Raw genomic sequence first — 24,374 nt, 5'->3', positions numbered from 1 at the left:
ATGCCTTCGTTAAATCAAGCAAAATTAATCAAGCGCTATAAACGCTTTTTAGCCGATGTGACGCTTGCAAATGGTGATGTGACGACAATCCATGTCGCCAATACAGGCGCAATGACGGGTTGCGCCGATGAAGGTGATACTGTTTGGTATAGCACTTCAGATAACCCTAAAAGAAAGTACCCTCTTAGTTGGGAGTTTACCGAAAAACCCAATAACAACCTAATTTGCGTTAACACCCACAAAGCAAATGATTATGTTGATCAAGCATTGAGATCTGGCGCTATAGCTGAATTCGTTAATATTGAAAACATTGAACGAGAAGTTAAGTACGGTGAAGAAAAGAGCAGAATTGATTTTTTACTCACCGACAGCGGCCTGAAAAGAACCTATATAGAAGTAAAAAGTGTCACCTTACTTGAAAATAACCAAGGTTATTTTCCAGATGCTAAAACGACCCGTGGTCAAAAACATTTGCGGGAGCTAATGGCTATGGTTAATTCTGGTGAGCAAGCGACATTACTGTTTTTTGTCATGCATACTGGCATTAACAGTGTGACCCCCGCTCACCATATTGACGCTGTTTATGGTGACTTAATTAAGCAAGCACAGCAAGTTGGCGTTAACATTATCGCATACAAGGCTCACTTTATTTCTAACAGTGATAGCATTGATATAGCAAGCATTACACCGATAAAAGTGATAATTTAATCACTGTGTTTTTTAAACTTTTGATAAATATCAGTTGACGACAAGGTCGTTATCTTGATAAAAATCTTTTTCTTTGTGATAAAACTTAATTAAAAAAAGTTTTCTGAAAGACTTGAATTATCCCAAAGTAGGCACAATATAGGCGTTTTAATAAGAATCATAGCCTACATTTAATTGGCAATTGCAACCTTGAGAGTTTAAAGCAGACATCAAGGGCTAAGAAGCATTAGGAGATTACGCATGCCAAACAAAAAAGCTCTAGGTATTTTAGCGTTAGCTGGCGTTGAGCCGTACCAAGAAAAAGCAAACGAAGAATATATGAGTGCAGAGCAATTAGAGCACTTTAAACTAATTTTAGACGCTTGGCGCACCCAGTTGCGCGAAGAAGTAGACCGCACTGTAACTCACATGCAAGATGAAGCTGCAAACTTCCCTGACCCGGTAGACCGTGCCGCGCAAGAAGAAGAATTCAGCTTAGAACTTCGCACTCGTGACCGTGAGCGTAAACTCATTAAGAAAATCGAAAAAACACTTCAACTTATTGAAGAGGATGATTTCGGTTTCTGTAAGTCATGTGGTATTGAGATTGGTATTCGCCGATTAGAAGCCCGTCCAACTGCTGACCTATGTATTGAATGTAAAACATTAGCAGAAATTAAAGAGCGTCAACTCGCTGGCTAATTCATTTCAATGAAACTAGCATTACCTGAACGACCACAGGCACAATACCGTGGTCGTTTTGCTCCTTCGCCGTCGGGCCCACTTCATTTTGGTTCGTTAATTACGGCTTTAGCTAGTTATATTCATGCCAAACAAAACAATGGGCTTTGGCTCGTTCGTATTGAAGATATCGATCCCCCTAGAGAACAAATTGGCGCAAGCAAAGATATATTAAAGACACTTGAACAATACGGCTTGTATTGGGACGAACAAGTACTTTACCAAAGTCAGCAATCCGCATTATATCTTGATGCACTAAAACAATTACGCGACGCTAAACTCAGTTATTTTTGTCAATGCACACGCGCACAAATTAAAGCGCGAGGTGGAATTTACGATGGCCATTGTAAATCATTAGACTTACCTGAAGCTGGTAATGCTATTCGCTATATCAACCAACATAACATCGATCACTATTCAGATATTATCCAAGGCAAAATTAGTATTGACTCTGCGTTAGCAAGTGAAGATTGTATTCTATTTAGAAAAGACGGCTTATTTGCCTACCAACTGGCTGTTGTTGTCGATGACATCTACCAAAACGTTAGCCATATCATTCGTGGTTGCGATTTACTTGAGCCCAGTGTTCGCCAATTAAGCCTCTATGCAACCTTTGGTCATCAGCCGCCAACACTTGGACATATTCCCCTTGCCATCACCGACCAAGGTTATAAGCTAAGTAAGCAAAATAAAGCACCTGCTATCAATAAGTTAACGCCACAAAAAGTACTCATTGATGCACTAAAGTTTTTAGGGCAAAACGTTGACGAGTGCCTAACTGATTTATCACCTGAAGCAATCGTGACATGGGCGGTAGAGCACTTTGACTTTAATGCTATCCCAAAGCAGCAAGAAATTGCGCTATCTATTGATTAAATTTATTAAATATCATTCTAATTTATGGTCAGCTAGTATATTATTGCGCCTAATTTACTAGCACCTAAAGCAAGGTTTTATCTCATTAAAAGCGTTATCAATTTTTGTAAAAAGCTACTTAATTCTTCTGACGAACAGACTGACCATGATTTTTCACAAGGTCCAATCGTGATCCCTAGAGATCAACACCCTGTTTCACGTCAATTTATTAGCAATAATGCTTTGAAAGTATTGTACCGTCTTAACAAGGGTGGCTATGAAGCATACCTTGTAGGTGGTGGCGTGAGAGATATCTTATTAGGGCTTACGCCTAAAGATTTTGACATCGTTACTAACGCAACGCCTGAACAAATAAAAGGGCTCTTTAGAAATTGCCGTTTGATCGGGCGCCGTTTTCGCCTTGCACATATTGTTTTTGGTAGAGATATTATTGAAGTTGCGACGTTTCGTGGTCATCATGATGACACGAGCGGTAAAAACACGAAAATATCAAAGCAAAGCGATCAGGGTATGCTGTTGCGAGATAATATCTACGGCAGTATAGAGGAAGACGCAGAACGCCGTGATTTTACGATAAATGCGCTTTATTACTCGACACAAGATTTCAAAGTATATGATTTTGCTGGCGGTGTTCACGATATCGAACAACGTAAGATTCGCTTAATTGGCGATCCTGAAACCCGTTATCGCGAAGACCCCGTTCGCATGTTACGTGCGATCCGATTTGCAACAAAACTGGATATGACAATAAGCCCTGAAACACAAGCGCCTATCAAACCGCTGGCTTCGTTACTTTCAAATATTCCTGCTGCGCGAATGTTCGAAGAGTTTTTAAAACTATTCGTCAGTGGTAAAGCGCAAGCAAACTTTAATTTACTTCGTGAATATGATTTGTTTGAGCATTTCTTTCCAGCCGTCGAACGTGCCTTGTGCGCTAACGATAACTTTAGTTTAGAAGAAAGCGAGTTAATGACGCAATTTATTGCTAAAGCGTTAGATAACACAGATATTCGTATTGCCAATGACCAACGCGTTACACCTGCTTTCCTCTTCGCTTCTATTTTGTGGTTCCCACTGCAAAAACGCATTGAAACCTTAAAAGCGAACAGCGATATTCTACCTCAGGATGCCTTTTTTCAAGCGTATCATGAACTAATGAGCGAGCAGCAGCAATCTGTTGCAATACCAAAACGTTTCCAACTGCCAATTAAGGACATTTGGATTCTGCAAGAACGCTTTGAAAAACGCGACCCTAAGCGTGCATTTAAAACCTTAGAGCATCCGAAATTTAGAGCAGGCTACGATTTTCTACTATTGCGTGCTGAATTTGGCGATGACCAAATCAAAGAACTTGCGAAGTGGTGGACCGAATTTCAAGACGCGTCATCATCTACTCAAAGTCAAATGCTCAAAACAACCGGGCGCGCTAACCCCCACAGAAAAGTTCGCCGTAAACGCCGTCCAAACAAAAAGGCTGCGAGCGAGTAAACCATGGCTAAGGTATTTATTGGTATCGGTAGTAATTTAAGCGATCCATTAACACAAGTTTGCGAAGCGATTAATGCGCTTAACACCATTGAGCAAACGTCTTTAATCCAAGCTTCATCATTATACGGTAGCAAGCCAATGGGGCCTCAAGACCAACCTGATTATGTCAATGCGGTTGCTGAACTTGAAACATCCCTTGAGCCCTTTGAACTACTCGATGAATTACAACGTATTGAAGGTGAGTTTGGACGCGAACGGATAAAGGGTAATCGCTGGGGTGCTCGTGTACTCGATTTAGATATCCTGTTAATTGACCAACTAGTTATTGATACAGAGCGCTTGATTGTTCCTCACTACGGTATGAAAGCTCGTGAATTTGTTATTCTTCCTTTAGCTGAAATCGCTCCAACACTAATACTGCCTGATGGCAGCACGATAAAAACATTAAGTAACACAATCGACCCAAATGGGTTAACAATTCTTAGTGGCAATTAATCGTGTTTTATTTACAATAAAGCTCAAATTTAACCTATAGGTTTTAAGACTCATGGCTAAAAAAATCACCACTTCTACGCTGTTAAAAATGAAGCAGCAAGGTGAAAAAATTTCGACAATCACTGCATATGATGCCAGCTTTGCAAAGCTTTTTGATCAGGCAGGTATTCACGCCATCTTAATAGGCGACTCACTTGGTATGGTGCTGCAGGGCCAAGACGACACATTACCAGTGACGATTGACGATATGGCTTACCACACCCGAAGTGTTCGTGCGGGTGTTGAAAACACGCTTATTATCGGTGATATGCCATTCATGACATACGCAACGACAGAAATGGCCTATGTTAATGCGACTAAACTGATGCAAGCTGGCGCGAGCATGGTGAAGATGGAAGGTGGTTCATGGCTTACTGAGACAATTAAAGCGTTAGTTGAGCGTGGTATTCCTGTATGTGGTCACCTTGGTTTAACACCTCAGTCAGTAAACGTATTTGGTGGTTTTAAAGTTCAAGGTCGTGAAGCGTGCCAAGCGCAAACGATGATTGAAGAAGCTAAAGCGTTAGAAGCAGCTGGCGTTCAACTGCTTGTTTTAGAATGTATTCCAGCTGATCTTGGTGCTGCTATTACTGACGCTGTTACCATCCCAACGATTGGCATTGGTGCTGGTAAAGACACTGACGGGCAAATTTTAGTAATGCATGATGCTTTAGGCATTTCATGTAGTTATATGCCAAAGTTTTCTCGTAATTTTTTACAGGATACCGGTGACATTAAGAAAGCCGTTGAGTTATATATCAGTGAAGTAAGCGCAGGCAACTTCCCTGGTGAAGAGCATATTTTCAAATAGCCTAATCGCGGATAATAGACGTGCAAACAGTATCGAATATCAGCGCTCTGCGTGAGCAAATAAATCAGTGGCGCCAATCAGGTTTAAAGATTGGTTTTGTGCCAACCATGGGCAACTTACATGCTGGCCATATCTCTTTGGTAACTGAAGCAAAGAAACACGCTGACAAAATCGTTGTTAGTATCTTTGTTAACCCTATGCAATTTGGCGCAAATGAAGATATTGAAGCCTACCCTAGAACACTTGCTGACGATCAAGCTAAGCTGATAGCTGAAGGCGCCGACTTATTATTTACCCCTACGCCAGAAATGATTTACCCAAAAGGCTTAGACAAGCAAAGCTTTGTTGAAGTACCTAATGTTTCTGAAGGCTACTGTGGTGAAAGTCGTCCGGGTCATTTCAGAGGTGTATCAACAGTTGTCTGTAAGCTTTTTAATTTGGTACAACCTGATGTCGCATGTTTTGGTTTAAAAGACTACCAGCAAGTGCAGGTGATACAAACCATGGTGGAAGACTTGTCGATGCCTATCGACATTATCCCTGTTGCAACCAAGCGTGAAGCAAGCGGCCTTGCTATGAGCTCTCGTAATAACTATTTAACACCTGAAGAAAAGGCGATTGCTCCAACACTTAACCAACAAATGCAATGGTTAGTAGAAGCGATTAAAAGTGCCCCCAAAGAAGATACCGACTTTATCGGTTTAGCAAAACAAGCGTCAAAGGCAATTGATGAAGCAGGGATGAAAACAGACTACATTCATGTTTGTCACGCGCGCACACTAAACCCTGCAAGTGATGATGATACCAATTTAGTTATATTGGCTGCAGCACACTGTGGTAAAGCACGACTTATCGACAACGTGCAGTTTTCGAGAGACTAATTTAATTTGAAAACAAAAAGGGCCAAAGTAACGTGTTACTTTGGCCCTTTTTTGATCTATTAGTAAAAAGCTAAACGCTAGCTTTTGCTACTTGTGCAAGAAGCTCCGGTAAATATTTTTGCGACTCTTTTGCTAACTCACATTGCTCAGCAAGGATGTCATTTAAAATATCTTTAGTTGTTAACGGATTCGCTAAAACTACGCGGAACACTAATACTTTCTTACCTTGGTAACGGTTTACTTCAATACGAGTACGCGATACAAAAGACTTACCGCTTTCCCGTTGTCTTTTCTGAATAAACTTCGTTAGTTTATCTAATAAACTATTGATGACTTCTATCTGATCTTGAGAAGCAATTTCAAGCATTGCCTGAACTTCTTTAGGCACGTAGCGATAAGTTAGTAAACAAAGCTCAGGGGCTGTTACCAGTTCAAATTCAGGATGCTCATTAATTTTTTGCGCAAAGTAATGTGCTTTGTCGATACTTTGATCAATCAACATTTCGTAACCCTGACGGCTAATAATATGCAAACTTGCATAAACAAGCATCGCCATACCTGGTCGCGAACCTTCTAGAGTATGAGAACCTAAATCTTTAGAGCCTTTACGCAGAATATATTCAGCGTGGTGTTCAATTGCCGCTACTGACGCAGGGTTTTTAAATACCACTAAGCCTGCGCCCATTGGTACATACATTTGTTTATGGGCATCAATCGTGACTGAATCAGCGAGCTCAATGCCTGCCATTAACTTACGGTGAGTATTAGACAATAACGTTGCCCCGCCCCACGCAGCATCGACATGAAAATGACATTGATATTGCTGTGCAATTTTGGCCATTTCCATTAATGGATCGATATTGCCTGTTTCTGTTGTACCGGCAACACCAACAATGCTCAGAACGCGGATATTATTGCGGGTTAATTCCTGACATTTATCTGCCAGTGCATTGATATCAATTTTATTATATTTATCTGTCGGGATGGCAATCACACTGTCTTGGCCAATACCAAGAACATCAGCAGACTTCTTAAGCGAATAATGACCTCGTTCAGAAACCAATATAGCCATACCATCATACTGATAGTGTTTTAGTGCTTTAAATAAGCCTTCGCGAGCGACACCTTTGAATTCGCCATCAGCTTTGAGTAAATTGTTACGGGCAACCCAAAGAGCAGTCAGATTAGCAACGGTGCCACCAGAGCAAAATGCACCTAACGAGTGATTAGCGCTGTGCATCCATTGCTGATAGAAATCATCATTATCGCCATAAACCAGTCGATGCATCATACCTAATACTTGACGCTCTAATGGCGTAAAAGCTTTCGATGTCTCAATTTTCACCAGGTTTTGATTCAAACCTACCATGAGTTTAGATAGCGGTAAGATGAAATAAGGCAACGCAGAGGTCATATGGCCAATAAAGCTCGGACTTGACGTATGAACAGATTGAGCAACAAGTTTGTTCAATAAGTGGTGAATATGATCCGAGACAAACTCTGGCTCTTCAGGCAGCGCCGAACAAGCAAAGTCTTTTTCAATTTCATTTAACGGTTTTTCAACAGCAACAATATGCTGGCCTAAAAAGCCCAACAAATTCTCAGACATTTCCTTTTCGATCACGCCAAGCGTTGAATCTGGCGCTTCAGGAATGGTAAAAATTCGATGTAAAGACTCTTGCGTTGCACTGGCGCGACGCGTCGTTGAGCTCATTTTATTTAAAACAGTACGCAAAACTAATTTAAAACCTTGATTAACTTGATAAGCGACAAGAAAACTTTCACATAAGTTTCCGTAAAAAGTATCCTTACTTGAGTATAATCGCTAAATAGTTCTTACAAATTTAATTTACAAGAGCGGCACTGTAATAAAAAATGCATTAAAAGTCTTCTACTTTTTGTATTTAAGAGACTAAATTTGCACTAAGCAAAAATCCAGCTTCTAAAAATAATAAGCCGATAAAGGCTTTTCTCAATACCTGTTTTTTAACATTCGTTTGCATAATTTCCTCCTTGTTTTCGATATAAAGGATTCAAAATACAAGCCAAACTTAACTTGTTGAATTTTATGTAAAATAAAATTCGACAGCTAACAGGTTAAACACAAACTTTGTCTAAAACACAAATAATTGGTAAATATCACTAAGCCGTTCTGGTTAAAACCAATTGATAACAAATTTGGCCACTCGCCTTATATTTTGCTTCAAATGGCGTTATTGGCATCTCATCATCAACCACTGCCAATTCAGTCGTAAAGCCACCCACTATCTTAGTTGCTGCAGCAAATTCTTCCAAATACAGTGGCCAATTGCTACGCAACTCAATACGTTGACCTATTTGCAGTATAGTCGGAAAAACAGCACTACCATGCCAGCGACGTTGAATATGTTTTGATTTTGGCCACGGGTTTGGATACAAAATGAAATGTTGCTCAATAGGCCAGCCTGACTGCGCGACTAAACGATAAAAGTCATTAAGATCTGCTCTTACAAGCCTTACATTAGGTAGGTTCGCTAAGCTCTCATCAATATGCTCATCCACATTACGATCAATGCGATTGGCCGATTTATCGACGCCAATAACCAAGGCATCAGGGTTTCGCTTGGCAAGTATGCGTGTGCTTTGGCCAACACCACAGCAAGCATCAAGAATCACACTCCCCTGAAACGTCTTTATTTCCGCATCAAGTGCGTTAAAAACATCAAGCGTATGTTGAGAATACGGTTTTTCAAAACGGTGCTTCAGGTGCTTTTGGACAATATCTTCAAGCTTGTCATGCACACCGTCTTGATTTGAAATTATTACTTTTGAATCACCAAAACTCATTAACTACGTAACCCTATCCCTTTAGATATTAATGTCATGGCAATAGCATACAAACTGACAATAAAAATACCGATGACAATGAAAGATGTCGTCAAGCTTACGTCTTGATAACCTAGGAAGCCGTAGCGAAATGCACTAACCATATACACAATAGGATTTAATTTTGAGACACCTTGCCAAAACTCGGGCAATAGACTTAACGAATAAAAAACGCCGCCTAAGTACGTTAATGGCGTTAAGACAAAGGTAGGAATAATTGAGATATCATCAAAGCTGCCTGCAAAAACAGCATTGATCAAACCACCTAACGAGAAAACAGCGGCGGTTAAACTGACAGTAATAAGGATAACCCAGATATTGTGAATTTGAATGTCAGTAAAAAACATCGCAATAATAGTCACGATTAGTCCTACTAACATACCGCGTGCCATACCGCCACCAACATACCCCGCAACAATGACCCAGTTAGGTACTGGTGCGACAAGCATTTCTTCAACATTTCGTTGCCATTTAGCACTAAAAAATGATGACGCTACATTCGAGTATGAATTGGTTATGACACTCATCATAATTAAACCAGGCACAATAAAGGTCATATAATCAAAGCCCCCCATTTGCCCAATACGAGAGCCGATCAGTGAGCCAAAAATGATGAAATACAAACTAATGGTAATTGCCGGTGGTACAAGCGTTTGCACCCAAATTCGCATAAAACGGTGCACTTCTTTATGAAGAATGCTTTTTAATGCAATGAGGTTGATTCGATTTTGCATCTTATTTTGCTCCGTCATTATTATTCACAAGTCTCACGAATAGTTCTTCTAATCGATTACTTTTGTTTCGCATACTTTTTACTTCAACACCCTGCTCACTGAGCTGGGCAAACACACCATTTAAAGATTCTGACTTAGACACTTCAACTTCAAGGGTATGCTCGTCAAGTAATCGATGCGTTACCGCTAATGATAGGCTGTCAGGCTTTTGACCAATGTCTAAAACGAACGTTTCTATATCTAAGGTTGCTAACAAAGCTTTCATACTCGTATTTTGAACGATCTCACCACTGTCGATGATCGCAATGTGTCTACACAGCATTTCTGCTTCTTCTAAATAATGCGTAGTCAAAATAATTGTGATGCCTTGTTCATTTATTTGGGTTAAGAATTCCCACATTGAACGTCTTAACTCAATATCGACACCAGCTGTTGGCTCATCTAAAATCAACATTTTAGGCTGGTGCATTAACGCACGTGCAATCATCAAGCGGCGTTTCATACCACCCGATAACATTCTTGCTGCGTCATCACGTTTTTCCCATAAATCGAGCTGTTTTAGATACTTTTCAGCACGTTCATGCGCAAGATCACGCGGTACGCCATAATATCCAGCTTGGTTAACCAGAATTCGGGTTAATGATTCGAACTGATTAAAATTAAATTCTTGTGGCACTAAACCAATATGACTTTTTGCTGCTTCTAGTTCATTATCAATACTGTGACCGAATACTTTTACATTGCCAGCTGTTTTATTTACTAATGAGGTAATCACACCTATCGTTGTCGATTTACCCGCTCCATTAGGGCCTAGCAACGCAAAGAAGTCTCCTTGGTTTACTTGCAGGTCAATACCTTTAAGCGCTTTAAAGCCACCTTTATAAATTTTTTCTAATCCAGTAATTTCTAGTGCTGGCTGCATATCATGAACCTCTGCGCGTTTAAGGCGTTGAAATTTAAATTTAAATCAACATGGTTAACTTAGACGTAAATATGGGCATTATTCTTGTTTTCAATAATAACGTTGTTTTTACTTTGAAAGCGTAGAACAAGTGTAAATCTACGTAGCAAAATGCAAAAAAGCCTGCTTAAAGCAGGCTTTTTTTATTAAATACTTATTCTTTACTTACCAGCACGTGAAACATACTCAGCTGAGCGAGTATCTACTTTCACTACTTCACCGATTTGAACGAATAAAGGAACACGTACCACGGCACCTGTACTTAACGTTGCTGGTTTACCACCAGTACCCGCCGTATCACCTTTAAGGCCAGGATCAGTTTCTGTCACTTCTAGTTCAACAAAGTTAGGTGGTGTCACTGCAATTGGAGAGCCATTCCATAAGGTAATCGTGCAAATGTTACCTTCTACTAACCATTTTTCCATGTCGCCAACAGCTTTTTCGTCTGCGCCAATTTGTTCAAAGGTATCGTTATTCATGAAGTGCCAGAACTCACCATCAGCATATAAATATGCTAATTCTGTGTCCATTACGTCTGCACCTTCTACACTTTCACCAGACTTAAAGGTTTTTTCTAACACTTTACCTGAGATAAGTTTACGAATTTTAATACGGTTAAACGCTTGGCCTTTGCCTGGTTTTACTAATTCATTCTCAAGAATGTTGCATGGTTCGCCGTCAAGCATTATCTTAAGCCCGGCTTTAAATTGGTTTGTACTAAAAGTAGCCATAATTGTTCTCGTAATTTAAACGGAGATGTCTTTCAAATGCCCGAGATAATAACTCAAATTAACAGTGATTTGCACACTTCTTGGCAAAAAGAATTAGCAAATGTGGTTACAGATCCACAAAAGCTGTTAAAAATGCTCGATTTAGACCTTGAAAGTTACCAAGAACACTTTAGTGCTCGCAAGCTATTCCCTGTTCGCGTGCCAGTACCATTTATTCGCCGCATGAAAAAAGGTGACATATCTGATCCGCTGCTGATGCAAGTAATGCCAAGAAGTGAAGAGTTTAGTCATCAAGCGGGTTATTTTACTGACCCTTTAGAAGAACACGATACGGTTGCCGAGGGCTTATTACACAAATATAAGCATCGGGTTTTAATGATTGTAAAAGCCGGCTGCGCGGTTAACTGCAGATATTGTTTTCGTCGCCACTTTCCATATCAGGACAATAGCCCCAATAAACAACGCTGGCAGTCTGCGCTTAACTACATGAAGCAACATCCAGAGATTAACGAAGTCATATTTAGTGGTGGCGATCCATTAATGGCAAATGATCAACATCTTAGCTGGTTAATTGGTGAAATAGAGCAAATAGCACATGTAAAACGCTTACGCATTCACAGCCGCTTACCTGTTGTTATTCCTTCAAGGGTCACTGAAACATTAGTTAGCCGCCTCGCCCGCTCTCGATTAAAGGTTGCGGTTGTCTTGCATATTAATCATTACCACGAAATAGATAATAGTCTAACGCGGGCAGTGGATAAATTTCGTTTAGCAAACATTCCTTTGTTTAACCAAAGTACCTTATTAAAAGGCGTGAATGATAGTGCTGAGGTTTTGAGTGAACTAAGTGAACAATTGTTTGATATTGGCATTCAACCATACTATTTGCATATTTTTGATAAAGTACAAGGCGCTGCTCATTTCGACCTGCCATTAAATACAGTGCAGGAAATCGTTAAGCAAACTATGGCAATTTTACCCGGTTTTTTAATGCCGAAAGTGGTCAGTGAAATCGCTGGTGAAGCCAGTAAAACACCGATAACACTTACCTAACAGAACGTTAATTAAGCAATACCTTCAACGGCTTGAGTACTGTTCAATTGACAACCATGTTGTGCAATGACGTCAAGAATTTTTAAGTTCAACTCATTGATCACAACTAAATACTCGTCATAGTCTGTCGTTTTTACATGAGCCAATACATCTAAACTAAGCCCATGTAGCGTAAACCCCTTTAAACAAACTCTATGAGGTGTAGCTGCAATCTTGTCGTGGGCTTTGAGCATATTGGCAATGTCTTCAATAATTCCTTCAACCGACTTACTTTGGCAGTCTGGCTTTAAAAACAATAGTGGGCGATAGGCTATAACTTCTCTTTCTGAGATGTTTTCTAACTGCATATCGACAAACTGCGCATTGGCGACGTGAACAACAGTACGATTTATTGTTCGGACACGTGTTGCTCTTAAGCCAATTTCCTCAACAACGCCAAAGGTTGTGCCAAACTGACAAACCTGCCCTACTTTGACAGGCGCAGAGGTATATAGGGTTATTGCGCCAATAATGTTCTCAACTGTTTTTTGAGCAGCTAATGCGATTGCAAGGCCCCCAATACCTAAACCTGCCAATAAAGTGGTCGCACTAAAACCAAGGTTTTCGAACCACAACAAGGTCCCCACGGCAACAATGATAACTTTAGCGACGGTACTAGCAGGTCTTAACAAATAAACGGCTAACGGTTTATCTTGGGCGATAAATCGATCTGACAATTTTATTTTAACTAAGTCGATTGCGCGAACAAACAGCCAAATCCAAGCAAAAACGAGAATGGTAGCGCCATCCATAATAGCTTGAACAGCTAACGTCACGTTAGATTCGGCGACAAATAGTCGAGACATTAAAATTGTTAGTAATAAGGTAACAGGGCCCTTTAGAAAACGATGATATTCCACATGTGTTTCGGGATTGAATCGCGCAATTAATTTACTGGCAATATAGGTCACCAAAATAGCGATACAAAGGTAAAACACTAACGCAACTGAAAAGTAGACCCATTGCCACAATTCAACACCTAAGAAGTCCTTTACTGGGAGGTGTTTCGATAGCCATTCACCAAATTCCGTATAAGAATATTGCTGGCTCAAATAGGGGATTTTTTCTACGCTTGCGTTTGAAATTTTCCAAATCTTCACGCGATCGGTACTTCTTGGTACCCGCTGCAAATAAAGACGGATAGTGCCAGACGCACTGTCGATTTCACCAATAAGCTCACGATAGGATGGTAAACCATCTTGCAAGTTACCCGTTGGTAGGTCACTAATTGCTTCAAGATCTATCCATATCGTACGTCGAAGTACAATATGCAACATGCGCGCTAACTCTTCTGGTTCAAAGGCTGCGGTACTGTCTGATAGATTACGAAAGTCCATATATTGAGTGGCAAGCTCATAATCATAATCTTTAACTGCCGACAAGAAACCCGCCATGGCACTTTGAGGCTGACCGCGTTCATAGGGATCGATGACAATGTCTGTATTTCTGACCGGTGGCTCTTCAGGTAACTCTTCAGTTGCCCGCTTTTCTACAGTTTCTTCCGTTTCCAACAGTTGCTTAACAGAAACTTCACCTTGCTCTTGCGCAAGGTTGTTGGCCGATAACAGGCTCAGTAACACAGCAAAAATCACAAAAAAGTACTTAGGCAACATAAATAATATTCTGATTTAATTGGTTATTTTAAAGCCTAGCACAATATTTAAATTGTTCACAAAGGAATAAATTTCAGCCATCAAAAATAGCATAAAAACAACGCTAAGCGCCTCTAACAATTTACAGCCAATTTTGGCATAATAGCGCCAATTTTTATCCTTTGTATTAAATGACTATGACAAGTGCAATTAACCAACAACTTATCGATAATATTTCGATAATATTGAAAAAATCACTAACGGCTGACGCAACACTTTCGGATTTTAGAGAAAATAAAAAAGCTGGCTTTAAAGCCATTTTCACGGAAGATGCAGGGTTTGAGGCTAAGGCAGATACTTTTCAACCTTACGTTGAGGAAGTTGCAGACGACCTATTAAAGTGGCAACAAACGCAAGACCAAAAATTGTTGATTGTTTTAGTGAAAAAGATAGAGCAGTTGTTTCAAGTGTTAGCAAACTTTGAAAGCAGCTACCAAGAAAAGTAGCTTACAAATCTTGCTCATAAAAAAAGGCTAGCATTAAATTATGCTAGCCTTTTTATTATAAATAGGTTTTATGACTTATAGTCTGAGAAAGCAGCGTTGAACCATTTATCAAGCATCACTTTTTCATAACTAAAGCTTTGGCTGCGGTAACGATTTGCTGCTGAAGAATCCATAAAGTTCATATCTTTCAACTTCACTTCAGCTTCTTCTTTGACCACTGCACCTGATGCATCAACTAATTGATAGCTAAACTTCATACTTGGAATAAATACACGGTCTACAACACGTATCATTTGTGTGCTGCGCATTTGCACTTCACCCGCTAAGTTAACATCAGTTACGTCCATTTTTAATGTATAACCTTCTGGTAAATCAGAAGCTAACTTAGTTACGTGTTTCTCAAGATTTCTAAACGTTCGTTGTTGAAAACCTTTCTTTGTTTCGTTTGCAGGGCGCATGTCAGTATATTTTTCAGGATTCGTCCAGGTAATTTCTGACGTTCCAGCAAATACAGAGCCAGACGAAGCAATTGCTATTGTTGCAAATAAAGCGGTTACTAATTTTTTCATTTCATTTACCTCGTTAACTTTTTGTACATTTAATCATAGTGTGCAGGAGAAATTGTATTAAAGTGTTAACCCTGCGTATCAAATTGCATTAACACTTTATTAATTACACTTTTTAAGCGCTGTTCACGAGAACTAGGAGCAACATCTTCTTTAGCAAAGCCTTGTGCCGCGCCTCTCCAAAATCGCTGCTCTGTCTTATGGTCATCAACGGCAATCAGCACACTTGCTTTATTTAACGACGGCTCATTAGATAGACCGGGAGTTACGCCAAAATGTTCGCTAATCATCTCGTCAGTTAAATCTTTTGATAAAGCGACTGCAAATTTGACAACGAAATCAGGTGCTTGTTCCATCGTTACAAAGTTATAGCCACGCGCCTTAAATGCTTGTTCTAAATAGTAAGTCATCGATTGATAAAGCGCTTGCTCTTGTGCCTGACTGACAATCTCACTCGAGACAAACTTTGGGGCTATCGCAAAGTTTGCACCTTTAGGATAAAAAAATGGTGCATCTTGAACGCTAGAAATTGCCAATTGGCTTGTTGTTGGCTTAATTTCCTGCTGCGCAGTACTACAACCTACTGCTAATAATGCACTTAAAAGTAAGCCAACTATTCGATGTTGCATCCTGCTTTCCTATATTTGTATATTTCACATGAGATTGTGACAAAAATAATTCACTCAGTGCCGTATAACTTTGTTATTAAATTGTAAAATAATGTAGCACGAATTTTTAATAAGCGCTGAGAATTGTGACTTAATACAATGCACGCTAAATGGATGGATTTTTGCGTTTAACACGCTAGTCTTGTTAGCAATTATCACTAAAATAGCTAGATAACAACAAAATGTGAGAATACCTTATGAGAAAAACCCTCGCGGCACTTAGCCTATTAAGTGCAAGTTTATTAACAACCAATGCGCTAGCAAACAACACTTTTGAAGCGACGGATATTTTCGATCTTGAGTATGCAAGTAGTCCTCAACTGTCACCAGATGGAGCAAAAGTCGTTTATATTCGTAACTCAAACGACATCATGACCGACAATAAAAACCGTAATTTGTGGTTGATTGATACAAAAACTCAAACCCAACTACCGTTATTTTCAGATGATAAACAATATTCACAACCGCGCTGGTCTCCAGATGGAAAAAAAGTTGCTTTTGTTAGCAATTTATCAGGTAGCTGGCAAATACATGTCCATTACCTAGAACAAAATAGAACAGCATTAGTCAGCCAACTTCAAGCAGGCATTTCAGGCCTAACGTGGTCGCCAGATGGCAAATGGCTAGCCTTTAGCCAGCGTGTAAAAGATAAACAAACAAAGCTTGCTAGCATGCCAGCCAAACCCAAAGGTGCTAAATGGGCTAAGCCGGTAATTGTTATCGACAAAGCATATTACCAAAGGGACGGACAAGGACTTGTCAAACCTGGTTATGACCATATTTTTGTTATTCCTAGTGAAGGTGGTACACCTCGTCAATTAACAAGTGGTAACTTTCACCATAGAGGGAAATTAGCGTGGCACCCGAGCAATAATGAAATAATTTTTTCCGCTAACCGAGTCGACGATTGGGAATACCAAGTACTAGAAAGCGACTTGTTTTCGGTAAATGTGAACACCAATGAAATCACTAAAATTACAGACAGCCCTGGCAGAGAATTTAGCCCTGCATTTTCTAAAGACGGTAAAAAACTGGCATTTTTAGCAACCTCAAATGCCTTAAATCCATACCGAAATAGCAAGCTGAATATCATGCAATGGTCGTCTAAACAAAGTACATTGATTGCTGAAGATTTTGACCGTTCAATTAGAGAGCCACAGTGGATTTCAAAATCGAGCCTAGCGTTTAGTTACGATGATTTTGGTAAAAGAAAAGTTGCGACTATTACAACAAAAGGAAAGATTAAAGATTTAGCAGATTCTTTATCTGGTACAACTTTAGGACGTCCATATATTAGCGGTAATTTTAACGCAAACAGCTCAGGAAAAATTGCTTTTACACATGGCTCAAGTGAACGTCCAGCCGATGTAGCAATCGTAGATACGAAAGGTAAAACACGTCAATTAACCGCACTAAATGAAGATTTACTTGCTCATAAAACGCTGGGTAAAGTGCATGAAATCAACTATAAGTCATCTTTTGACGGTGAACCTATTCAAGGTTGGTACATTACACCACCAAATTTTGACCCGACAAAAAAATACCCACTGATTCTTGAGATTCATGGTGGACCTCACTTAGCCTACGGCCCGCATTTTAGTGCTGAATTACAACGATTCGCAGCTCAAGGTTATGTTGTCTTTTATGATAACCATCGTGGCAGTAGCTCTTATGGTGAGCGTTTTGCGATGTTACTAAAATATAAGTACAGCTCTAAAGAAGACTTTGCAGATCACGACTCTGGTGTTGATGCGATGGTCGATTTAGGCTTTATTGATGAAAATAACCTGTTCATCGCAGGTGGCAGTGCTGGTGGTATCGCAACTGCCTATGCTATTGGTTTAACAGACCGCTTTGCCGCAGCTGCCGTTGTTAAGCCAGTAATTAACTGGTTAAGCAAAGTGTTAACTGCTGATAGTGGCTTAGGCCAAATACCAACCCAATTCCCTGGTATGCCATGGGAACACGTTGAGCACTATTGGGAACGTTCACCGATGTCATTAGTAGGCAATGTGACAACACCAACCTTACTGATGACAGGCGAGAAAGACTTACGTACACCGATGGCGCAAACAGAACAGTTTTATCAAGCGTTGAAATTGCGCAAAGTAGATACTGTATTAGTGAAGGTACCAGGTGCACCTCACGGCATTGCGGGCAAACCTTCGCGCATGATTGCAAAAATTGAAAATACACTCGCATGGTTTGAAAAGTATAAAAACTAACAACCAGAGATACAAAAAAGAGCGCTCGTTTTAACAGCGCCCTTTTTATTCAAAGTGGTTGAATTTTAAAATCCATTTTCCATAACTGTGGCCATCACAGAAGGTATTTTTTGGTCATCAAATGCATAAAAATAAGTAATTTTCATACCTTTAATTTCGGCGAATGGCTGAAATGCTGTTTGAGCTGCATTACTTGCAATGTTATCAAAAATACTTTGAAGCGTTTCTTTTCCTTCTTCTGTCATTAGAAAGTCTAAGTTTTCCTCTATAGACAAGTCATTTGTATCCGTCATTTCTTTTAATAAAACATCTGACTTAATGACATAATTATAATTTAGTAAACAAGCACTTGCGGCATAAATCGCTTGAGCGCCTGTTAATGTTGTCATGTAATCAATATCCATAGGTGTTTGACTTTGCATATCTTTGACAACGGGTTTTAACTCTTCGCATGCTTCTTTGGCTGTTATCGCATTTGCGCTAAATGATGATACAAGTAGCATTAAAACCATTGAAAACCTTTTCATTCTTACTCCTTTATTTTTTATTTAGATACTAGTTTTAGAATCAATCCAAACACACATTACATAGTAATTCTCTATCAAAAACCTCTAAGTGAGTGCATACAAACTATATAACCCATAAATTACCTATAAAATTAACAGGTCTAATCATAATTTAAAACAGAAAATTTTGGTCGCTTGTAGCTCATAAAAAAACGTGAACACTGTGGTTCACGTTTTTGAGTATCAAGACAAGTAGAGAGTCAGGTTATTTAATATCGAATCTATCTAGTTCCATGACTTTTACCCATGCAGCAATGAAGTCGTTTACAAATTTTTCTTTAGCATCATCACTGGCATAAACCTCAGCAATAGCCCTTAGTTCGGAGTTAGAACCGATTGCCAAATCTACACTGGTTGCTGTCCATTTAGGTTCACCAGAAGATCGATCTACGCCAACAAAGTGATAAGGCTTACTCGCTTTTTGCCACTTAGTGCCCATATCAAGCAAGGTGACAAAATAACTATTATCCAGTGTTCCGGGTGTATTAGTTAAAACGCCGAGCTCACTGCTTTGATAGTTTGCGTTAATCACTCTTAAACCACCTATAAGCACTGTCATTTCAGGTGCAGTTAAGTTTAATAAGTGCGTTTTATCTAGCACCATCTCTTCTGGGGATAAAGGTAACCCAGCAGGAATAAAGTTTCTAAATCCGTCCACTTGAGGCTCTAATACCGCAAATGATTCAGCGTCTGTTTGCTCTGCGGTTGCGTCAGTTCTACCACCGTTAAACGGTACAGAAGCATTGTTGCCCGCAAGGGCTAAAGACATTTCAACACCAACATTACCAGCAAGTACGATCAAATCAGCTAAAGATACCTCTTTATCGCCAGAATTAAATTGTCCTTGGATGCTTTCAAGCGCTGATAACACTTTTTTCAGCTGCGCTGGCTGGTTAACCTGCCAATCATTTTGTGGTGATAAACGTATTCTTGCACCATTAGCACCACCGCGTTTATCTGAATGACGATAAGTAGACGCTGATGACCATGCCGTATAAACCATTTCAGATGCCGTTAAGCCTGAATCCTTAAGCATCGATTTAAGGCTAGTAATATCTGTGTCGGTCAATACATAGCGAGCTGCAGGCACTGGATCTTGCCAAATTAAGTTTTCAGCAGGTACTTCATCACCTAAATAACACGCTTTAGGTCCCATATCTCGATGGGTTAATTTGAACCAAGCACGTGCAAAGGCATCGGCAAATTCATCTGGGTTTTCATGAAAACGCTTTGAAATTGGTCCATAAATAGGATCTATGCGCAATGCCATATCAGCTGTGGTCATAATAGTCGTTACTTTTTTAGTAGCGTCATGAGCACTCGGTGCTAAATGATCATCAGACGCACCAATTGGTACCCATTGCCAAGCGCCTGCAGGGCTCTTCACCAAATCCCAATCGTAACCGAACAGTAAATCGAAATACCCCATATCCCATTGGGTTGGTGTCGCAGTCCATGACCCTTCAATACCACTGGTAATTGTATCTCCACCATGACCTGAACCATGTTCACTAATCCAACCTAGGCCCATTTCTTCAAGCGGTGCAGCTTCAGGTTCAGGCCCTAATAGTGATGCATCGCCATTACCGTGACATTTACCAAACGTGTGACCACCAGCAATTAACGCAACGGTTTCTTCATCGTTCATTGCCATTCGAGAAAAAGTCTCTCGGATATCTTTCCCTGACGCTAGTACACTAGGTTGGCCATTAGGGCCTTCAGGATTAACATAAATTAGACCCATTTCAACGGCTGCGAGTGGGTTTTCTAAATCTCGTTCACCCGTATATCGACCATCGGTTAGCCACTCGGTTTCCGCTCCCCAATAAATGTCCTCTTCAGGATGCCAAACGTCTTCACGTCCGCCGCCAAAGCCGAAGGTTTTAAGTCCCATTGATTCAATCGCACAATTGCCGGCTAAAATCATTAAGTCTGCCCAAGAAATTTTATTGCCGTACTTTTGTTTGATTGGCCAAAGTAATCGTCGTGCTTTATCAAGATTACCGTTATCTGGCCAGCTGTTTAATGGTGCAAAGCGCTGTGTACCGGTTGAAGCGCCACCTCTACCATCAGTGACACGATATGTTCCTGCACTGTGCCATGCCATACGAATAAATAGAGGCCCATAATGACCGTAATCTGCCGGCCACCAATCTTGAGAGTCAGTCATTAAATCAAACAAATCTTGTTTAAGCGCTTTGTAATCAATACTTTTGAATGCTTCACCATAATCAAAGTCACTCGACATAGGATCAGCTTTTGTATCATTTTGACGAAGAATTTTGAGATTAAGCTGCTCAGGCCACCAGTCCATATTTTTTTGTGCCGTGCCCGCCCATTTGTGTATTACTACCGTGAACAAATGGGCACTTTCCGGTTGAATTATTATCCATTACTCTCTCCTAACGTTTATAGCGGTTAATTGAAATATAGCTGAAATTACATTTAATGAATGACTAAGCTCTCATCTGTGTTTTCAATAAAGCGACGTCCAAGCGCAAAGCCATATTTATAATCGGCGACAATATCTTGTTGAGAACTGCCTAAAACTTTTGTCTTTAGTGGCTGTAGAGGTTTAATTTCGATAACCTTAACGCCTGCAGGTGGTTGTTGTATAAAACTTTCAGCTTCATCATAAGCATGCTCATGCTTGGTCCATAAATTGATGAATTCAGGACACTTACCTTTGCCACAAATAAACGGTTTTAATTGCTTAATCGGTTTTGGCATTGGGCTTCTGTCTTCTACTGTTGTTCTTATCGTTAAAATCGTTTTAGCACCAAGTTCATAAGCTTGATGAACAGGTACAGGTGCTGTCACACCGCCATCAACAAGGGAATCAGATTTATATAAATAAGGAATTGCACTTGAATATTTGAGCGCCTCTAACCAGCCTTGAACATTAGGATCAATTAATTCAGTGGCAAACTTTGATGAATTTGATGCTGAAAATCGAACCTTTCTGCCTTGGCTATTTAAGTAAGCTTGGTGTTCATCAAACTGATAGAACTTGCTTGCCGCTTTTGCGAAATACCAGTCTAGATCCATGACATTCTTTTTTGTAAAAGCACGCCATGGATTGAAAAAGCTCTGATGTCGGGTCAAATTTGCAATTAGGGTATATGCATAGCCGGTTTGCTTACTCATATAGCTCGCAATATTTTGAGCGCCAGCAGATGTGCCGATCAGTACTTGGAAGGGATTAAAGTTAGCTATTTGCCAACTATCTAAAACGCCCGCGGTAAATGCACCTCGTTGACCACCACCCTCTGCAACTAAAGCAACGCCAGCATGAGGCTGACTATAAGTAAGTGTGTTGTTATCAACTGTGTGCATTGTAAGTCCTATCTATTTGTTTATGCTATGTGTTGATAATAGAGTACGGTCTTGATTCAGTATATTTAGCATTTTCGATGTTTATAATTAATAAAACTGAATCATAAGAAATAAAAAAACGGTAGCCATTGGCTACCGTTTGATTATTAACTTAACGTCTTAGTTTTAAGTTTTCTATTTGATGTCAAAGCGATCTGCTTGCATGACTTTTACCCAAGCATTAACAAAGTCTTTAACAAAGCGCTCTTGCGCATTATCGAAAGCATAGGCTTCTGTTACTGCGCGCAGCTCCGAAGATGAACCGAAAATTAAATCGACTGGTGTCGCTGTATATTTCACCTCACCTGATTTGCGATCAAGACCTTCATAAATAGCGCCTGATTTCTGCCATTTTGTTGACATATCAAGTAAATTTACAAAGAAGTCATTGCTTAACGCACCCGGCTTATCCGTCAATACGCCATGTGCACTGCCATCCGTATTTGTGCTCAATACACGCATACCACCAATCAGTACGGTCATTTCAGGAACCGTTAGCGCTAATTGATCAGCTTTATCGATTAAGGCGTCAGTCGGCGACTTGTAATAATCGGCTTCATGATAGTTACGGAACGCATCAGCCTTAGGCTTTAACAACGAGAACGAATTGATATCAGTTTGCGCTTGCGTTGCATCACCACGACCCGGAACAAATGGCACTGTCACTTCAACACCAGCATCTTTTGATGCTTGTTCAATCGCTGCAGCACCTGCTAAAACAATCGTATCTGCTAATGATATTTTCTTAGCGCTAAAGAAGCTGTCGTTAAAATCTTCTTGAATGCCTTTTAGTGTTTCAATTGTGCTGCTTAACTCACCTGGGTTATTAACAGCCCAATCCTTTTGAGGTGCTAAAGCGATACGCGCACCATTGGCGCCACCACGCATATCTGAATCACGGTAAGAAGATGCTGATGCCCATGCAGCTTTAACAAGTTCTGACACTGATAAACCTGAGCTTAAGATATTGGCTTTCAACTTACGAATGTCTCTATCATCAACCAGCTTGTAGTCTGGTTTTGATATAGGATCTTGCCAAATCAATGCTTCTTTCGGGTAGTCATTACCTAAATAATTGTCACGTGGCCCCATATCGCGATGCGTTAACTTAAACCACGCTTTCGCGAACGCTAAACGGTACTCTTCAGGATCAGCTAAAAAGCGCTCTGCGATTTTGCGATAGGCAGGATCGTACTTCAGTGCCATATCAGCAGTATTCATTACTGGCGGGTTATACTTGCCTTTAACATGCGCATCAGGCACGGCTTTATGCAATGACTCGTCTGTAGGTACCCAAATAATTGCACCGGCTGGGCTACGGGTAGTTTCCCATTCAAAATTTAATAAATTAGACAAATACAATGATGTCCATCGGGTTGGTGCTTGTGTCCAAGCCCCTTCTAGGCCACTGGTTACAGTATCTTCTGAATGACCTTTGCCACACTTGTTTTTCCAACCTAGGCCTTGATCTTCAGTAGGTGCTGCGCCAGGCTCTACACCGACACATTTACTTGCTTTATGGGCACCGTGCATTTTACCAAAGGTATGGCCACCAGCGATAAGTGCCAATGTTTCTTCATCATTCATCGCCATGCGAGCGAAAGCTTCACGGACGTTTTTCGCTGAAGCTAATGGGTCTGGTACACCGCCTGGCCCTTCAGGGTTTACATAAATAAGCCCCATATGAACTGCAGCCAATGGTTTTTTCAATTTACCATCAGCTTCTCGACGATCACTGGCAAGCATTTCGACTTCCGGCCCCCAGTAAACCATGTCTGGCTCCCAGTCGTCGTCTCTGCCCGCTGCAAAACCGTAGGTTTTAAAGCCCATATTTTCTAACGCAACGTTACCAGCAAGAACAATCAAGTCGCCCCAAGAAATTAATTCACCGTACTTTTGTTTAACAGGCCAAAGTAAACGACGGGCTTTATCTAAATTGCCATTGTCTGGCCAACTATTAAGGGGATCAAAACGTTGCTGACCACCACCGGCACCACCACGCCCATCTAATGTGCGATATGTTCCAGCAGCATGCCAAGTCATTCTAATAAAAAGTGGACCATAGTTACCCCAGTCAGCAGGCCACCAATCTTGAGACTCGGTTAATACAGAATCGATATCTTTTTTAAGCGCGTCCATATCTAACTCGCCAAACGCTTCTTTATAATTGAAGTCGTTGCCCAATGGGTTTGAGCGAAGATCATGGTCTCGAAGACGGCTTAAATCGATTTGTTCTGGCCACCAAAAGTTATTTGATTTAGCTTGATTAGGAGCAACCTTGCCCATGCCTATTGCACCTTTGGGCTTACTCATTTGTTGTTCTGACGCACTTGCAGTGCCACCTAATGACATGGCAAGCACGCTAGCAACAGCGGAAAATTTTAGCGTTTGTACTATCTTCATGGTATTCACCTAGAAATTTGTTATACGTAGTTTTTGACGCATTTAAGTGTAGTCTGGATGCTCAAAGAATAA

The 24,374-nt window shown here is 40.3% G+C and carries 22 protein-coding genes; 10 read left to right on the top strand and 12 right to left on the bottom strand.

Annotated elements, in window-relative coordinates; genetic code table 11:
• From sfsA to panC, 7 genes are all read left to right on the top strand, one after another.
• Positions 1-708 (top strand): DNA/RNA nuclease SfsA, encoded by a 708-nt coding sequence (sfsA, locus tag QQK02_RS12065; protein WP_284208301.1) that lies wholly within the window; start codon positions 1-3, stop codon positions 706-708.
• 240 nt (positions 709-948) lie between these two features.
• Positions 949-1,389 (top strand): RNA polymerase-binding protein DksA, encoded by a 441-nt coding sequence (gene dksA / locus QQK02_RS12060; protein ID WP_284208300.1) that lies wholly within the window; start codon positions 949-951, stop codon positions 1,387-1,389.
• Positions 1,390-1,398: 9 nt separating this feature from the next.
• Positions 1,399-2,304 carry a tRNA glutamyl-Q(34) synthetase GluQRS gene (gene gluQRS / locus QQK02_RS12055; protein ID WP_284208299.1) on the top strand — a complete coding sequence of 302 codons (906 nt, stop codon included), beginning with the start codon at positions 1,399-1,401 and terminating at the stop codon, positions 2,302-2,304.
• A 168-nt stretch (positions 2,305-2,472) separates the two neighbouring features.
• Positions 2,473-3,792, top strand: coding sequence for a polynucleotide adenylyltransferase PcnB (gene pcnB / locus QQK02_RS12050; protein ID WP_284208298.1), 1,320 nt, complete (start codon positions 2,473-2,475; stop codon positions 3,790-3,792).
• Positions 3,793-3,795: 3 nt separating this feature from the next.
• Complete coding sequence (folK, locus tag QQK02_RS12045; protein WP_284208296.1) at positions 3,796-4,287, top strand: 2-amino-4-hydroxy-6-hydroxymethyldihydropteridine diphosphokinase; 492 nt, start codon at positions 3,796-3,798, stop codon at positions 4,285-4,287.
• Positions 4,288-4,339: 52 nt separating this feature from the next.
• On the top strand, positions 4,340-5,137 hold the full coding sequence (gene panB / locus QQK02_RS12040; protein WP_284208295.1) for a 3-methyl-2-oxobutanoate hydroxymethyltransferase: 798 nt from the start codon (positions 4,340-4,342) through the stop codon (positions 5,135-5,137).
• Positions 5,138-5,157: 20 nt separating this feature from the next.
• Entirely contained in the window at positions 5,158-6,018 is an 861-nt protein-coding gene (gene panC, locus QQK02_RS12035) for a pantoate--beta-alanine ligase (RefSeq protein WP_284208294.1), read from the top strand.
• 70 nt (positions 6,019-6,088) lie between these two features.
• Here panC and panP read toward each other — a convergent pair whose 3' ends face one another.
• The 5 genes from panP to efp all read right to left on the bottom strand — a co-directional run bounded on the left by panP (position 6,089) and on the right by efp (position 11,309).
• Positions 6,089-7,732: a pyridoxal-dependent aspartate 1-decarboxylase PanP gene (gene panP, locus QQK02_RS12030; protein ID WP_284208348.1), complete on the bottom strand. Its 1,644-nt coding sequence runs from the start codon at positions 7,730-7,732 to the stop codon at positions 6,089-6,091.
• A gap of 428 nt (positions 7,733-8,160) precedes the next feature.
• Positions 8,161-8,844 carry a tRNA (guanine(46)-N(7))-methyltransferase TrmB gene (gene trmB / locus QQK02_RS12025; protein ID WP_284208293.1) on the bottom strand — a complete coding sequence of 228 codons (684 nt, stop codon included), beginning with the start codon at positions 8,842-8,844 and terminating at the stop codon, positions 8,161-8,163.
• Positions 8,844-9,617, bottom strand: coding sequence for an ABC transporter permease (locus tag QQK02_RS12020; RefSeq protein ID WP_284208292.1), 774 nt, complete (start codon positions 9,615-9,617; stop codon positions 8,844-8,846). The genes trmB and QQK02_RS12020 overlap by 1 nt, the downstream gene beginning before the upstream one ends.
• A 1-nt stretch (position 9,618) precedes the next feature.
• A complete protein-coding gene (locus tag QQK02_RS12015) occupies positions 9,619-10,539 on the bottom strand; it encodes an ABC transporter ATP-binding protein (protein WP_284208291.1) in 921 nt (306 codons plus the stop codon).
• A gap of 200 nt (positions 10,540-10,739) precedes the next feature.
• On the bottom strand, positions 10,740-11,309 hold the full coding sequence (gene efp / locus QQK02_RS12010; protein WP_284208290.1) for an elongation factor P: 570 nt from the start codon (positions 11,307-11,309) through the stop codon (positions 10,740-10,742).
• A gap of 36 nt (positions 11,310-11,345) precedes the next feature.
• On the opposite strand from efp, the gene epmB reads away from it, so the two are divergent.
• Positions 11,346-12,362, top strand: coding sequence for an EF-P beta-lysylation protein EpmB (epmB, locus tag QQK02_RS12005; RefSeq protein ID WP_284208288.1), 1,017 nt, complete (start codon positions 11,346-11,348; stop codon positions 12,360-12,362).
• 11 nt (positions 12,363-12,373) lie between these two features.
• Here epmB and QQK02_RS12000 read toward each other — a convergent pair whose 3' ends face one another.
• The gene (locus tag QQK02_RS12000) at positions 12,374-13,993 is read right to left on the bottom strand and encodes a mechanosensitive ion channel family protein (RefSeq protein WP_284208287.1); all 1,620 of its coding nucleotides are present in this window, start codon (positions 13,991-13,993) and stop codon (positions 12,374-12,376) included.
• A 197-nt stretch (positions 13,994-14,190) separates the two neighbouring features.
• Between QQK02_RS12000 and QQK02_RS11995 the strand changes: the two genes are divergently transcribed.
• Entirely contained in the window at positions 14,191-14,499 is a 309-nt protein-coding gene (locus tag QQK02_RS11995; RefSeq protein WP_284208286.1) for a hypothetical protein, read from the top strand.
• A 68-nt stretch (positions 14,500-14,567) separates the two neighbouring features.
• Here the strand turns inward: QQK02_RS11995 and QQK02_RS11990 are convergent, their stop codons facing one another.
• Both QQK02_RS11990 and QQK02_RS11985 read right to left on the bottom strand, forming a co-directional pair.
• The gene (locus QQK02_RS11990) at positions 14,568-15,068 is read right to left on the bottom strand and encodes a DUF3016 domain-containing protein (RefSeq protein WP_284208285.1); all 501 of its coding nucleotides are present in this window, start codon (positions 15,066-15,068) and stop codon (positions 14,568-14,570) included.
• 65 nt (positions 15,069-15,133) lie between these two features.
• Positions 15,134-15,694 (bottom strand): DUF4136 domain-containing protein, encoded by a 561-nt coding sequence (locus QQK02_RS11985; RefSeq protein ID WP_284208284.1) that lies wholly within the window; start codon positions 15,692-15,694, stop codon positions 15,134-15,136.
• 236 nt (positions 15,695-15,930) lie between these two features.
• Between QQK02_RS11985 and QQK02_RS11980 the strand changes: the two genes are divergently transcribed.
• Entirely contained in the window at positions 15,931-17,958 is a 2,028-nt protein-coding gene (locus tag QQK02_RS11980) for a S9 family peptidase (RefSeq protein ID WP_284208283.1), read from the top strand.
• A 65-nt stretch (positions 17,959-18,023) separates the two neighbouring features.
• On the opposite strand, the gene QQK02_RS11975 is transcribed toward QQK02_RS11980, so the two are convergent.
• The 4 genes from QQK02_RS11975 to katG (QQK02_RS11960) all read right to left on the bottom strand — a co-directional run bounded on the left by QQK02_RS11975 (position 18,024) and on the right by katG (QQK02_RS11960) (position 24,251).
• Positions 18,024-18,485 carry a hypothetical protein gene (locus QQK02_RS11975; protein ID WP_284208282.1) on the bottom strand — a complete coding sequence of 154 codons (462 nt, stop codon included), beginning with the start codon at positions 18,483-18,485 and terminating at the stop codon, positions 18,024-18,026.
• Between the two features lie 244 nt (positions 18,486-18,729).
• Positions 18,730-20,838: a catalase/peroxidase HPI gene (katG, locus tag QQK02_RS11970; protein WP_407705039.1), complete on the bottom strand. Its 2,109-nt coding sequence runs from the start codon at positions 20,836-20,838 to the stop codon at positions 18,730-18,732.
• Between the two features lie 131 nt (positions 20,839-20,969).
• Positions 20,970-21,860, bottom strand: a complete 891-nt coding sequence (locus tag QQK02_RS11965) for a patatin-like phospholipase family protein (RefSeq protein ID WP_284208281.1) — start codon at positions 21,858-21,860, stop codon at positions 20,970-20,972.
• Positions 21,861-22,034: 174 nt separating this feature from the next.
• The gene (gene katG / locus QQK02_RS11960) at positions 22,035-24,251 is read right to left on the bottom strand and encodes a catalase/peroxidase HPI (RefSeq protein ID WP_284208347.1); all 2,217 of its coding nucleotides are present in this window, start codon (positions 24,249-24,251) and stop codon (positions 22,035-22,037) included.
• Between the last annotated feature and the right edge of the window lie 123 nt (positions 24,252-24,374).

Origin of the sequence: Thalassotalea eurytherma, from assembly GCF_030161415.1 — a bacterium.
GTDB classification, from domain to species: Bacteria; Pseudomonadota; Gammaproteobacteria; order Enterobacterales; family Alteromonadaceae; genus Thalassotalea_G; species Thalassotalea_G eurytherma.
This window is presented reverse-complemented; position numbering and strand designations above follow the sequence as displayed.